The sequence below is a fragment of the Flagellimonas abyssi genome, assembly GCF_019457905.1.
In the GTDB taxonomy this organism is placed as follows: Bacteria; Bacteroidota; Bacteroidia; order Flavobacteriales; family Flavobacteriaceae; genus Flagellimonas; species Flagellimonas abyssi.
In genome coordinates this window covers 74803-88029 of record NZ_JAHZSV010000019.1, presented here as the reverse complement: position 1 = coordinate 88029, position 13227 = coordinate 74803, and the positions used below count along the sequence as shown (strand labels likewise).

Genomic DNA, 13227 nt, shown 5'->3' with positions numbered 1-13227 from the left:
AAACTTAAAGTGGCCGGAATTTCTTCCGACCACTAGTGCTCTAAATAGCGCCTTTTTTTTGTGCCGTACTTTATAACCGTCGCTTAACACTTATTAGATATTTATTATGCGTTGATATTCCACATATCGTTATTTTTGTAACTAAACAATACACCATGAGAAAAGTATTACCCTTGCTGATATGCACCATTTTGCTTTTGAGTTTTTCCTGCAAGCAAGAGAAAAAAGCCTCTGAAGAACAAACCCAAATGAAAGAGGTTATGGCCATTCACGACGAGGTGATGCCTAAAATGAGTACGATAGGTAAATTGGTCGGAGAACTTAAGCCAAAAGTAGATTCCACCGAAATGGGCCAAAAATATGAAGTGGCCATGAAAGACCTTCAAGATGCCAACACCGCAATGATGGATTGGATGAAAGATTTTGGCGATCGCTTTAACCATGAGGAAATCTTGAACGGCAAGGAACTCTCCGAAGAAAAACAACAATGGCTGGATGAGGAAGAAGAAAAGGTAAAAGTGGTGAAGGAAAAAATCAATGGTAGTATCGCTCGCGCCGAAGCTCTATTGACCAAGGATACAGTACAGTAATTTTATTTTTTCCAACGCAGACTTTCCATGATCCTCCGAATATCGTTCTGAAGGTACATCGCCGCAGGCAGAATGGAATCGTAATTAGGTTTGGCATAAAAATACAAGGAACCCGTCACAAAGTGATTGATGCTATCCGTTACATAAAACTGGGATTGTGAGGCGGCGTTTCCACTTACTTCGTAGAACATGCCATAAACCCCGTCTTCTCTATTTATAAATGGTTGTTCCACTATGTTGTCTGCCTTCACCACATGTTCGTAAGATAGTTTTTGTGCATCCACAAGCAACGTGTCCAAATTTCCTTTGACAGGTTTATAAGTCAAATAAATGGACCCGTTCATCATAGGATAATCAAGCACCATGGAGCAATCTTTACTTTCTTTTATTTCTGAAAGGGTGTTCTTATCAAAAGTATATACACAATCTGGGCCGGATTCCACATATTCAGCAGTAGGATAATCCAATCGCAACATGGCTTTAGGTTTTGGTAATACCTCTTCCTTACATCCTATGAACATTGTTCCTATTAAAATGAGAAATAAAATCTTATGCTTCATGGGGCAAGGTAACTTTTATGCGTTTCAATCTCTTTTTGTCCATGCTTTCCACTACAAAAGTGTAATTATTGAACAAAACCTTCTCTGCTAATTTTGGAAAGCTTCCTGAAATTTCCAGTACAAATCCGGCAATGGTCTCAGACTCTCCCTTTTTGCTCTCGAACTCATCTTCTTCTTCAATTTTTACCACACGGTAAAAATCCTTCAGTGTAGTTTTTCCATCAAATACATAGTTATGGTCGTCCAATTTGGAAAATACAAGGTCTTCATCATCAAATTCATCGCTGATATCGCCAACGATTTCTTCGATAATATCTTCCAAGGTTACAATTCCCGATGTCCCTCCATACTCATCCACCACAACGGCCAAATGGTTCTTCTTGTCCTGAAACTCCAACAGCAAGTCGTCCAGCTTTTTGTTCTCTGGAACAAAATAGGGTTCACGGATGAGCGACATCCAGTTAAAGGTTTTTCTATCAATATAGGGCAACAAGTCCTTCACATATAGAACGCCCAAAACATTGTCCATATTCTCCGAAAACACGGGAATCCTAGAATAACCGTTCTTTTTTATTTCTAGAAGAACCTCTGGAAATTTCATCTTTTCATTGACCGCGAATATATCTATCCGAGGTCGCATTACTTGTTTGGCATCAGTATTCCCAAAGGTTACTATGCCTTCCAAAATCTTCTGTTCTTCTTTGGTAGTATCACCTTCAGAGGCCAGTTCCAAAGCTTGGGAAAGATGGTTTATGCTCAAATTGGATTTTTTCTTCCCCAATTTATCCTCCATAAATAATGTAACCGAACGCATCGGAGAACTTAATGGTGTAAAAATATAGCTGAGCACTTTCAACGGAACAGCAATAAACTGAGAAAACTGTACACGGTTACGATTGGCGTATATTTTGGGGAGAATTTCCCCGAACATCAATATTAAGAAGGTCGCCGTTACCACTTCCAGTAAAAAACGAAGGGTTCCGTCAATATCGGCAAAAATGGTGTTGCCAATGGAACTGAACAGCAGCACAATTCCGATATTTATGGCATTATTGGTAATTAAAATAGTAGCCAACAGCTTTTTGGGCTTTTCCAATAACTCCACAATCATTTTTCCGCGGGACGAGTTGCTCTCTTGCATTTCGTTCAAGTCGGTCTGCGAAAGACCAAAAAAGGCCACTTCAGCGGCCGAAATCAATGCGGAGCAGGCCAAAAGAAGTACTAGTACAACTATCTTTAAAGTGAATATTCCACTGGTAGTGGACAGATAAAATGCCAAACTATGGGGCTCGGGATCCAATTTAGTATTGCTTTAGACTTTTTATTCTAGAATGGTAGGTCATCCTCTTCTTCTGTATTATCGATTGGTGACGCTGAACCTTGATTGTTGCTGGGCTCTTGGTAATTGGAAGGTGACGAACCTGAACCTGATGATTGTGCATTTGCCATACTTTCCTTCTTGGTCGTTAAAAAAGTAAAGTCTTGCACGTGCACCTCGGTGGTATACCTCATATTGCCATCTTCACCTTGCCATTGTCTGTTTTTTAAACGGCCCTCTACGTAAACTTTATCTCCCTTACTGAGATATTTTTCGCATATTTCCGCTCCTTTGTTGCGCACTACAATATTGTGCCAATCCGTATTGGTCACCTTTTCGCCCGTTTGCCTATTGGTATAGGTTTCGTTGGTGGCCAAAGGAAATCTACCGATGCAGTTTCCGCCCTCAAAATAGTGCATTTTTACTTCGTCTCCCAAATGCCCGATCAGCATTACTTTGTTCAATGTTCCGCTCATATCTCTCTTAATTAATCAAAAGTACTAAATTTTCAATGTCTTGATAAAATCTGCTATCAAAACTGGTACGGGAAAACCTCCGATTTCTTTCCAAGGTGTTCCTCCCTTTAATATATCAGAAGTTTTTAGGATCCAAAATTGTGTGTGTAAATGTTGATGTGATAGTTTGTGTACGACTGGTTCATTATTATATAATGATATGGATTCTGTCTGTGGGACCGTATCTTTTTTGTGAATCAAGGGCCTCAATGCTTCGGCCTGAAGCATTTTCTCCGATTCAATCAATGGAAACTGATATAAATTCTGCCAAATCCCTTTTCCTGTTCGTTGCTCCAAAATGGTGTTTCCATCATCATCCAATAACACCAAATAATTAAAGTACCGATTCCGAATCTTTGTTTTGTTCAACTTAACCGGAAGTTGATCAACTTTGTTCTCTTGGAGCGCAACACAACTTTCTTGTAGCGGACACAGCAAACAATATGGGTTTTTTGGTGCACATTGTATTGCGCCGAACTCCATGATCCCTTGGTTGTAATCCCGGATGTTCTCCGGATCCATCACTTCACGAGCAAGTTCTTTAAAATATTTGATGCCCTCGGTACTATTTATAGGTATATCTATTCCAAAATATCGTGACAAAACACGGTACACGTTGCCATCCACTACGGGTTCCGGAACATCAAAGCAGAAAGATGCAATGGCACTTGCCGTATAATCACCCACTCCTTTTAACGATTTTAAGCCCTTGTAGGTTTCGGGAAACTTCCCCTCAAAATCCTCCGCCACCATTTTAGCCGTTGTGTGCAAATTGCGTGCCCGGGAATAATACCCGAGTCCCTGCCACAGTTTCAACACCTGTTCCTCGGGGGCATTGGCAAGATCGTGAACGGTGGGAAAGGCTTCCACAAACCTTAAGTAATAAGGCATTCCCTGAGCAACGCGGGTCTGTTGAAGAATAATTTCCGACAGCCAAACTTTGTACGGGTCACGCGTTTGTCTCCAAGGAAGATCGCGTTGATGTTCACGGTACCAATTCAGTATTTTTGGGGCAAAAGTCATGCAAGAAAGTAATAAAGCCCAAATGTATCAGTTTATATACTTAAAATTAAAGGGTTAAAGGGAAAGATTAATTATAATGTTTATATTTGCAAGCCGAAAAAAATTAGAAAATTAATAATACAAAATGACGAAAGCAGATATTGTAACTAGGATCTCGGAGAAACTAGGTATTGAAAAAGGAGATGTGCAAGCGACAGTGGAATCCTTTATGGAAGAAGTAAAATCATCCTTGGAGAATGGTGATAATGTTTATTTAAGAGGTTTTGGTAGCTTTATCATCAAGACCAGAGCGGAAAAAACAGGTAGGAATATCTCTAAGAACACTACCATTAAAATTCCTGCACACAATATCCCTGCATTCAAGCCAGCCAAAGTTTTTGTGGAAGGCGTAAAGACTAACGTACAAGTAAAATAATATAATTAACAACACTAAAGCAAGAGCATATGCCGAGTGGAAAGAAAAGAAAAAGACATAAGGTAGCCACGCACAAGCGTAAGAAGCGCAGAAGAGCTAACCGACACAAGAAAAAGTAGTTGTTTCAACTACTTTTTCGTTTTACCCTATCACGTTCTTTGACATAGAGATTCAAGAAACGAATTTCAATCGGTCCGAAAAATGGCCGATTCCATATATTGTTTAATCATTTATCCCGAAATTCATGCGGGATAAATAAAAATCGATTCAGGTGAATAGAGAATTAATCGTAAGATCTACGCCAGAAGCAGTCGATTTTGCCTTACTAAAGGATGGAAAACTAGTAGAATTACATAAAGAAGAGGACAACAACAACTTTTCCGTAGGGGATATCTTCCTAGCCAAGATAAGAAAACCTGTTACAGGCCTAAATGCAGCATTTGTCAATGTAGGTTATGAAAAAGATGCGTTCCTGCACTACCATGACCTGGGCCCGCAACTATCCTCCATGTTGAAATTCATTAAAAAAGCTAGAACAGGGAAGTTAAAAGATTATTCCCTTAGAAATTTTCCGTTTGAAAAAGACATTGACAAGAATGGCAGTATCAACGATGTGTTGAAGGCCAATCAGTCATTACTGGTACAAATAGTAAAAGAACCCATATCAACAAAGGGACCAAGAATCAGCTCCGAGCTTTCCATAGCAGGACGTTACTTGGTTATGGTACCTTTTTCCGATAGAGTTTCGGTATCCCAAAAAATAGCGAGCAAAGAGGAAAAAGACCGACTTATCAGGCTTGTAAAAAGTATCAAGCCGAAAGGATTTGGAGTAATCATACGTACCGTAGCAGAAGGCAAAAAAGTTGCTGAACTGGACAAAGATCTTCAGAACTTGTTTTCCAAATGGACAAACATGTGCAAAAAATTGCACAAAGCGCCCCATCCATCCAAAGTTTTGGTGGAATTGAACAGGGCATCATCCATCCTTAGGGATGTTTTCAACGATTCCTTTACCGGAATACATATCGATGAAGAAACACTCTACAACCAAATCAAGGATTATTTGCACGAGATTGCACCAGAAAAAGAATCCATTGTGAAGTTGTACACCGGTCCGGCCCCTATTTTTGAGAAATTTGGGATAGAGCGTCAAATTAAGACATCTTTTGGCCGAACAGCATCCATGAGCCGCGGGGCTTACCTTGTAATCGAGCATACCGAAGCTTTGCACGTTATTGATGTAAACAGTGGTAATCGCTCCAACAAGGCAAAAAACCAAGAAGATACCGCACTTGAAGTCAACCTATTGGCCGCAACCGAAATTGCCAGGCAATTACGATTGCGCGATATGGGAGGGATTATTGTGGTAGATTTTATTGATATGACCAAAGGTGACCACAGACGCAAACTGTTTGACCACCTGCGCGACGAAATGAAGGACGACAGAGCCAAACATAAGATTTTGCCACCCAGTAAATTTGGTCTTGTCCAAATCACAAGACAAAGGGTCCGTCCGGAAATGAACATCAAAACTAGCGAGGAAGACCCGAATCTTTCGGGTGCCGAGGTAGAAGCGCCGATTGTCTTGATCGATAAGATTCAAGTAGATTTGGAGCGTATCCTTAAGCGAAACCAAAAAATAAACGGAATTGTCCTAAACATACATCCGTTTATTGCGGCTTACCTTACCAAAGGATTCCCTTCAATTCGTTCCAAGTGGTTTAAAACCCATAAAAAATGGGTTAAAATACAACCTAGGGACGCATACAAATACCTTGAATATAGCTTTAAGGACAAAGACGGTAAGAAAATTCAAATATAGTTAGAAGCGACTCCAGAAATGGGGTCGCTTTTTTTGTTTTATGTACTTTTGAAATATGAATCATACCAAAAGCTACACCTTGGACGAAGCTACCAAAAAGATGGAAAGCTACTGCGCTTACCAAGAGCGCTGCCATAAAGAGGTATTGGAAAAATTAAAAGGTATGAACATGATTCCAGAAGCCATTGACCATATATTGGGCCACCTGATTCAAGAGAACTACCTCAACGAAGAGCGCTTTGCCAAGGCATTTGCGCGTGGCAAATTCAGTATTAAAAAATGGGGAACCAATAGGATTATTAGAGAATTGAAGTTTCGCGATATCTCAGCTTACAACATCAAAAGTGCATTGGCAGAAATACAAAATGAAGATTACCTAACAACTTTTGACGAGCTTGCTAAAAAAAGATTGGGCCAAATCACAGAAAAAAATCCGTTCAAAAGAAAGAAGAAATTAGCGGACTACCTTCTTTACCGAGGCTGGGAAAGTCATTTGGTCTACGAAAAAGTGGGCGAACTTATCAAATAAATCACTCTTGCAGCAATAGCTTCTGTGTGCGTTCCACAGCTTTTTCATTCTTCCAGTCAATCCATTCTTGACCTTTGAGCTTGCGCATCAAATTATCAAAATGCCGCATCACGAAGATATTATAGACGGCCTGTCCAAAATTCTTGGGCTTTCTGGGAATCGACCTCAGACTCATGGAAAATCCAGGTGTGATATATTTCATATGGTGCCAATACCCTTCGGGTATATAGAGCACATTACCGTGTTCCAGGTTCGTCACATGACCCTTGGCATGCTTCAATGCTGGCCATTTTTCAATATCGGGGTCGGCAAAATCGATATCTTCACGCGTAATCAGGGAGTGCGGAATCTTGTACAAAAACTTTGTTTCGGATTGTGAATAGAGGATGCACTGCTTTTTTCCTTCAAAATGAAAATGGAAAATATTGGCCAAATCAATATCGTAGTGCATAAAAGTGTAGGAATCCTCACCACCAAAAAAGAGCATCGGTAAACCTTTCATCAACCGAAGTCCAAAGTCTGGATACGAAAAGTCTTTTTGGAGTTCTGGTACTTCCTTTAAAATGTTCCAAAGAAAAATACGGTATTTGGTAGGACCACTTTTTAGAAGTTCCACATAGTCGGCCATCTTCATTTTGGCATGTGGCTCGTTGAATCCTTCATCGTGTTTTACCGGGCGGTCATCGTACAGGGGCACTTCCTTGTCCCCGGCAATCTCTTTCATATAATCCAAGTTCCATTTGGAATACGCCGGCCAATCCTCAATAAAGCGTTCTATTACAACAGGCTTTTGGGGCTTGAAATATTTTTGGATAAACTCTTTCTTCGAAAGGGTTTTCTCCCGAGGTATTTGTTCAAGGTTCAGCTTCAAAATTTCAAGGAATTTGAAATCGCTAAATTACTAAAAGGTTTTTAAATGTTTACGACATCTATTCCTTGGAAACCAGTTTGCCTTTCTCTTAGGCTGCTTCGTTTCACTCTATTTAAAACTATATCGCAAACCAAATAGCACATTGCTTGGTGGCATAGGTATAAAACCAGACTCTATGTAATCTGCATCGAAAATATTACTTGTAGTAATGGTAAACTCTGCCTGTTTTACTTTTATAGCCAATGATGCATCCCAAACATTATAGGTTTGTCCCGTAGTTCGTTCTGCATACTTATAAATTATATTCTGACGTACGTTTTTGAACAATTGTGTACTCAATCGTGTGGTGTATTGGTGCTTAAGTGTATTTAAAGAGTAACGTGACAATTCTTCATTCTGGTCTAAAATATTGTCATCCAAAAACGCATAGCCAACGCTTAATGTTTGGGTATAGTCCTTAAATTTAAAATTATAAGCAGCGTCCAACTCCAAGCCTTTGGTGTTTACCTCAGTAATATTTGTTGCCACAAACATATCCTCGGTAACATTGTTTCTGATAAAATCGATAAGGTTGTCCGCATCCCTATTAAAAACGGCAACGCTGGCATTCACTTTTGGAGAAATGTACTTTAAGCCCAATTCCTGGGCAAAAGCTTCTTCTGGCTCCAAGTCTGTATTACCGCTAGTAACTGGATCATTGTAAAACAAATCCGTATACGTTGGTATGCGGTAGGTATAGCCAATATTACCATATACTTTAAATGTATTGGTAAGGTTATAACCAATATCCAATCCGGGAAAAGCACGGAACTTAAAATCTGAAAAATAGGTCAATGCAACGCCAGGAGTAATATCCAACTTGTTGTCCGCAATACTAAAACGATGTTCTAAAAACACATTGGACATGAAACGGCTTCGGTTACCCAAGTTGTTACTTCTAAGATATATTTCTGAAAGTTCTACCCCAAAACCCGTAATTCCTAATTTAGATGCATAAGAAGCATTGGTTTCTACGCCTATCTTGTTGGAAATATGCATGTTCCTGTAGAAACCAGGCTCATTTCTTCTTAGTAGAAATAAATCTTGATTACGTTTCCAATAGATTCTTGGCTGTATTTTTAGCTTGTTTTTCTTGAAGGTGGTAGAAAACGCCAAAAGGCTGTTTTGGGTTTCTTCGTACTCGTTAAACGTAGGATTGGTAGTGTAAAAGTTCTCAGCCCCAAAATTGCGCTCCATGAAAGTAGCTGTCATTTCAATAGGCTGTGCATTTTTATTGAAAATGCTTTTTAAAAAGTAATTGCCATTATCGTAATCTGAGTTGTTTCTATAGCCCTCAGATGTCATCCTTCCGATATGTATGATATGAGACGAGTTTTCCTTATCCACACCAGCGGTAACGCTACCATTTAATTGTCCAAAAGATCCCGCTTCCACGTTTAAGGAAACGGAATTGTTCAGATTCTTTTTTGTAATGATATTGATGGCCCCAGCAAAGGCGTTTTGTCCAAAAACCCGCGCTGCCGGACCTTTTATAATTTCTATTCTTTCTATCACCTCCAATGGCAAAGCTGCATTCATGGTATGATGACCCGTTTGCGCATCGTCCATTTTAACTCCATCAATCAATACTAACGTTTGATCAAAACCACCACCCCTTATATACAAATCTGCTTGGCTACCACCTGTACCGCGTCTTCTAATATCTACCCCCGCAACTTGTTGCAATAAATCCGCAACATTGACCGCTGCACTATTTTTAATATCACTAGAGGTTATTAGGTTTATGGTTCTCGAATTTTCCTTAAATGGAAGGTTGATTCGGTTTGCGGTTACTACAACTTCGCTCAACGAATCCACTTTTACAGCGTCATCATCTTGTTGCGCTTTTGCCTGAAAAGCACCCACCAGTAAAATCGTAGAAATTAAAATAGCCTTCTTCATTGTCTAAGCTGTAAGGTAAGTTTTTAAGTCGGTTAATTTTATGCTGTAAAAGTCCTAACTTTCCGGACGATTAAACTAGTCCGCTTTTAAAACAATGAATAGTCCGGTTTTTGATTTGTTGGTTCAGCTTACATCTATAGACAAGTCCATTGTTCAGCCTGCATATGTGCAGGTGGCACAACAAATCATGAACGCCATTCAACGTGGTTATCTGGAAAAAGGTAGTAAGTTGCCCGGAACACGGGCTTTAAGTAAGTTATTGAACGTTCATCGCAATACAGCTGTGGCCATCTATGATGAATTGGCCTCGCAAGGTTGGGTAGACATCATACCCAACAAGGGAACTTTTGTGGTGGTTCCGGAAGATTCCAAATCAAAAATCAAAGCGACCACACAGCATATCAACCAGGTTTACGAGTATCCAAAAATTCCAGGATTCCCGTTCCAACAATCCTTTAATCTAGCATCTACCAAAGAGGAGACCGCGGCCAAATATTCCATAAATGATGGTAAGCCCGATTTGCGTTTACATCCCGTCCACCAATTTTCTAGGTGGTATAGCGCTGCAATGAAACGAAAGCCATTAATCAACAAATGGAATACAACCAATGCCTTGATTCCTTCCGTTTTTAGCATACAACTTTGCAACTACTTAAATACTACTAGGGGCTTCCATATAAAACCAACCAATTTATTGAATACCCGCAGTACGGAAATGAGCCTGTATATTGTTTCGCAGGTATTGATAAATCCAGGTGATTTGGTACTGGTTGGACAACTAAGTAACTATATGACCAACATGATATTTCAACAAGCCGGGGCAAAGATAAAAACAGTTCCTGTGGATGATGAGGGATTGGATATTGGTTACGTAAAAAAGCATTTTTTACATCAGCATATTCGATGTATCTATGTTTGCTCCAACCGGGACTATCCTACAACCACAACATTAAGCACCAAAAGAAGGTTGCAGTTACTACAATTGGCCAAAACCCATGGTTTTGCCATAATCGAGGACGATTTTGACCATGATTTTCAGTTTGAAGGGTCTTCCATGATGCCCATGGCCAGTGCAGATGCCAATGGGAATATAATCTACTTAGGTAAACTGGGCCAGTCTTTATTTCCGAGTTTTCACACAGGGTTTGTCGTGGCACCAGAACAATTAATTACCGAAGCCAAGAATTACCTGCAATTATTGGATACCCAAGGAGATTTAATTCAGGAGCAAATGCTTTCTGAACTGATATCCGAAGGCGAAATATACCGGCTCAAGAAAAAAAATATTGTTACCTACAAACAACGTAGGGATGCTTTAAGCGTTTTTTTAAAAGAATTTTTCGACAACATACTTGATTGGCAAATACCCTCCGGAGGACTTGCCATGTGGTTGCGATTTAAAAATCACATATCCCTGGTAAAACTGGCCGAAGAAGCTGAAAAACTGGATCTATTCCTGCCAAAAACAATTCTGTACCAAGATAAAAATATCTGCGCCATACGTTTTGGTTATGGGCATTTAACCGAAGAGGAACTTAAAATCGTAATGGAAAAGTTAAAACAAGCGTACCTACAATTGTTGGCTGTTTAAACCTTCAAATTTATCTATATTGCAAATATGATAATTAACGACCAAAAAGCTGAATACCGCCGTGCTTAAAAAATTACGTTCTCTGAGGTATCAAGATTTGGACTGGAAAACGGTCCTCTTTGTTTTGGTGGTGGTCGCGGTCTTTATCCGTTTTCCGTTCTTTTTTAGGGATTATGTGGATCGCGATGAGAGCACTTTTATCCTAATGGGACAATCTTGGGTGAACGGACATTTGCCCTACACCCAATTGTGGGATTTAAAACCTCCGATTACCTTTCTGTATTTTGCCCTCATCATCAAGATTTTTGGGAAAAGCTTTTTTGCCATTCGCTTTTTTGGAGCGGTAATGGTGGCATTGACAAGTTTGTTCACATTTGGCATTGCCACAAAATTGACTTCGAAAAAAATTGCTTTTTGGATAGCCATCTTCTGTGTATTTTTCCAGAGCCTGTTTGGCAGTTTACAGGGGGTAATGTCCGAACACATTTGTACCTTCTTTTTTGTGGCGGCACTTTATATTTTGTTTTGGAAAGATGATGCAAAATGGTTTTTAACTTCTGGACTTCTATTGGGGCTATCGGTTATGACCAAGTTGAACATGGCCTATCCTGTTTTGTGCTTGGGCCTTTATTTTTTATACGAGGGTTTTCACGAAAAACAAATTTCAAAAACCATTGTTAATTTGGTTTTTATGGGCACAGGTTTTTTTGTGACCATTGCGTGTACGGCAATTCCTTATTACCTTCAAGGAGATATTCAAATTTGGTCGGAGTCCATATTTGAGGCGCCCTTGGTCTATTCCGAAGGGAGGTTCCACTCACCTTGGAGAACATTGCCTTATGTGGGTACCATTGCACTGCTATTGGGCGCGGGGTTCTATTTAAAACTTATCGATTGGAAATCAAAAAACATGCAATTGTTGACCATTGTCGTCATAGGGATTTTAATTTCTTACGTGCAATCGGGCAAAGTGAATGGGCACTACCTCATCCAACTCTATCCGTTTATATTGATTCCTTTGGGCATGGCAGTTGCCAAACTCCCGCCCATCCAAAAAAAGTATCGTGCTGTAATCGCTGTCCTTCTCATATTCGTTCCTATGGAATCCTATCTGGAATATGGCAATGTAGTCTCCAACAAAATTAAAAAGGGTTCTTTTTACAATGGTGAAGGCATTGATGTGCCCAGATACATTCAAGACCATAATCTGGAAACCGAGCATATCTTTTTTACCGAGTACCATATCGGTTATTGGGTCTTGGATGAAACCCCTCCTACCAAACCTGCTACGCATCCCAGCAACATAACACGCGAGGAGTTGTTTCCCTATATGAACAACCCGCGAAAATCTGGGGTAGAAGAACTCAAATATATCATGGATGTGATTCGGCCAAAAACTTTGGTGGCCCGAAATGGCAAAAAAATCTTTGATAAAAAACTGGTGGAGTATAACAGTTATATCGATGCTTACTTAGAAAAACATTACCATTTGGAGGCAACTGTGGGTAGAGGCCTCATTTACCAACGTTTAGAATGACACCAGTCACAAATAATTTTATTGAACGGGTCTTGTGATAAAATTGCATTGCATGCACCTATATTTGGTAGACTCAAAAAATGGGAAAAGTTTAAAGAAAATGTTCTTTCGCGAATAATAGATTTCCGACCGTGCGGCTTTGCAATTAGGACATACAATCGGGTTTCCTGAATCATCGGTGGCATAACTTCTGACTTCATCAAAAATCTGCTTGGCCCTTTCCATATCCGAGGAATAGACCTGAAGCCTAACACCTCCCATGGCATTGCTGACCATCGAATAGGAGTTAATGGTATTCTCATCCTTTAAGAATACTGGGATTCCTTCTGCTTCGAGTTTACCTTTAATGACCACGGCATCCGCAGGAAACTCAAATGTACCCAAAGTGTGAAACTCCTTTTTCATGTGGTTAAATAATTCATCAGCAATTGCAAAAATCGCCATATTTCCTCATAACACAAATGTAGCACTTACGGTGATTAAACAGTATCTTAGTTGTTCTTAAACCTATTCCA

General features: G+C 39.8%; 13 protein-coding genes. 6 read left to right on the top strand and 7 right to left on the bottom strand.

Annotated elements, in window-relative coordinates; all coding sequences use genetic code 11:
• The first annotated feature begins 155 nt into the window (after window positions 1-155).
• A complete protein-coding gene (locus tag K1F36_RS13465; RefSeq protein WP_220114292.1) occupies window positions 156-590 on the top strand; it encodes a hypothetical protein in 435 nt (144 codons plus the stop codon).
• A 2-nt stretch (window positions 591-592) separates the two neighbouring features.
• Here the strand turns inward: K1F36_RS13465 and gldD are convergent, their stop codons facing one another.
• Genes gldD through mutY form a run of 4 tightly spaced genes read right to left on the bottom strand, consistent with a single transcriptional unit; the run spans window position 593 to window position 4006 of the window.
• On the bottom strand, window positions 593-1150 hold the full coding sequence (gene gldD / locus K1F36_RS13460; protein WP_220114291.1) for a gliding motility lipoprotein GldD: 558 nt from the start codon (window positions 1148-1150) through the stop codon (window positions 593-595).
• A complete protein-coding gene (locus K1F36_RS13455; protein WP_220114290.1) occupies window positions 1140-2450 on the bottom strand; it encodes a gliding motility-associated protein GldE in 1311 nt (436 codons plus the stop codon). Before K1F36_RS13455 ends, gldD begins: the two co-directional genes overlap by 11 nt.
• A 26-nt stretch (window positions 2451-2476) precedes the next feature.
• Window positions 2477-2944 carry a single-stranded DNA-binding protein gene (locus tag K1F36_RS13450; protein ID WP_220114289.1) on the bottom strand — a complete coding sequence of 156 codons (468 nt, stop codon included), beginning with the start codon at window positions 2942-2944 and terminating at the stop codon, window positions 2477-2479.
• 24 nt (window positions 2945-2968) lie between these two features.
• A complete protein-coding gene (gene mutY / locus K1F36_RS13445; RefSeq protein ID WP_220114288.1) occupies window positions 2969-4006 on the bottom strand; it encodes an A/G-specific adenine glycosylase in 1038 nt (345 codons plus the stop codon).
• Between the two features lie 124 nt (window positions 4007-4130).
• Between mutY and K1F36_RS13440 the strand changes: the two genes are divergently transcribed.
• The 3 genes from K1F36_RS13440 (at window position 4131) to K1F36_RS13430 (ending at window position 6772) form a co-directional block, all read left to right on the top strand.
• Window positions 4131-4421 carry an HU family DNA-binding protein gene (locus K1F36_RS13440; RefSeq protein ID WP_014032385.1) on the top strand — a complete coding sequence of 97 codons (291 nt, stop codon included), beginning with the start codon at window positions 4131-4133 and terminating at the stop codon, window positions 4419-4421.
• A 271-nt stretch (window positions 4422-4692) separates the two neighbouring features.
• On the top strand, window positions 4693-6243 hold the full coding sequence (locus tag K1F36_RS13435) for an Rne/Rng family ribonuclease (RefSeq protein WP_220114287.1): 1551 nt from the start codon (window positions 4693-4695) through the stop codon (window positions 6241-6243).
• 55 nt (window positions 6244-6298) lie between these two features.
• A complete protein-coding gene (locus K1F36_RS13430; protein WP_220114286.1) occupies window positions 6299-6772 on the top strand; it encodes a regulatory protein RecX in 474 nt (157 codons plus the stop codon).
• A gap of 1 nt (window position 6773) precedes the next feature.
• Here the strand turns inward: K1F36_RS13430 and K1F36_RS13425 are convergent, their stop codons facing one another.
• Window positions 6774-7643 (bottom strand): cupin-like domain-containing protein, encoded by an 870-nt coding sequence (locus tag K1F36_RS13425; protein ID WP_220114285.1) that lies wholly within the window; start codon window positions 7641-7643, stop codon window positions 6774-6776.
• 108 nt (window positions 7644-7751) lie between these two features.
• Window positions 7752-9584 (bottom strand): TonB-dependent receptor plug domain-containing protein, encoded by a 1833-nt coding sequence (locus tag K1F36_RS13420; protein ID WP_220114284.1) that lies wholly within the window; start codon window positions 9582-9584, stop codon window positions 7752-7754.
• Between the two features lie 94 nt (window positions 9585-9678).
• Here K1F36_RS13420 and K1F36_RS13415 point away from each other — a divergent pair, with 94 nt between their 5' ends.
• Together K1F36_RS13415 and K1F36_RS13410 are read left to right on the top strand one after the other, a co-directional pair.
• Window positions 9679-11175, top strand: coding sequence for an aminotransferase-like domain-containing protein (locus K1F36_RS13415; protein WP_220114283.1), 1497 nt, complete (start codon window positions 9679-9681; stop codon window positions 11173-11175).
• A 61-nt stretch (window positions 11176-11236) separates the two neighbouring features.
• The gene (locus K1F36_RS13410) at window positions 11237-12712 is read left to right on the top strand and encodes an ArnT family glycosyltransferase (RefSeq protein ID WP_313790077.1); all 1476 of its coding nucleotides are present in this window, start codon (window positions 11237-11239) and stop codon (window positions 12710-12712) included.
• An 18-nt stretch (window positions 12713-12730) separates the two neighbouring features.
• Here the strand turns inward: K1F36_RS13410 and K1F36_RS13405 are convergent, their stop codons facing one another.
• The gene (locus K1F36_RS13405) at window positions 12731-13117 is read right to left on the bottom strand and encodes a putative signal transducing protein (RefSeq protein ID WP_220114282.1); all 387 of its coding nucleotides are present in this window, start codon (window positions 13115-13117) and stop codon (window positions 12731-12733) included.
• Window positions 13118-13227: the final 110 nt, after the last annotated feature.

Coding starts and splice junctions, on each gene's coding strand:
- mutY (WP_220114288.1), bottom strand. CDS start 4,006: ATGACTTTTGCCCCAAAAATACTGAATTGGTACCGTGAACATCAACGC.
- K1F36_RS13405 (WP_220114282.1), bottom strand. CDS start 13,117: ATGAAAAAGGAGTTTCACACTTTGGGTACATTTGAGTTTCCTGCGGAT.
- K1F36_RS13465 (WP_220114292.1), top strand. CDS start 156: ATGAGAAAAGTATTACCCTTGCTGATATGCACCATTTTGCTTTTGAGT.
- K1F36_RS13450 (WP_220114289.1), bottom strand. CDS start 2,944: ATGAGCGGAACATTGAACAAAGTAATGCTGATCGGGCATTTGGGAGAC.
- gldD (WP_220114291.1), bottom strand. CDS start 1,150: ATGAAGCATAAGATTTTATTTCTCATTTTAATAGGAACAATGTTCATA.
- K1F36_RS13440 (WP_014032385.1), top strand. CDS start 4,131: ATGACGAAAGCAGATATTGTAACTAGGATCTCGGAGAAACTAGGTATT.
- K1F36_RS13415 (WP_220114283.1), top strand. CDS start 9,679: ATGAATAGTCCGGTTTTTGATTTGTTGGTTCAGCTTACATCTATAGAC.
- K1F36_RS13430 (WP_220114286.1), top strand. CDS start 6,299: ATGAATCATACCAAAAGCTACACCTTGGACGAAGCTACCAAAAAGATG.
- K1F36_RS13420 (WP_220114284.1), bottom strand. CDS start 9,584: ATGAAGAAGGCTATTTTAATTTCTACGATTTTACTGGTGGGTGCTTTT.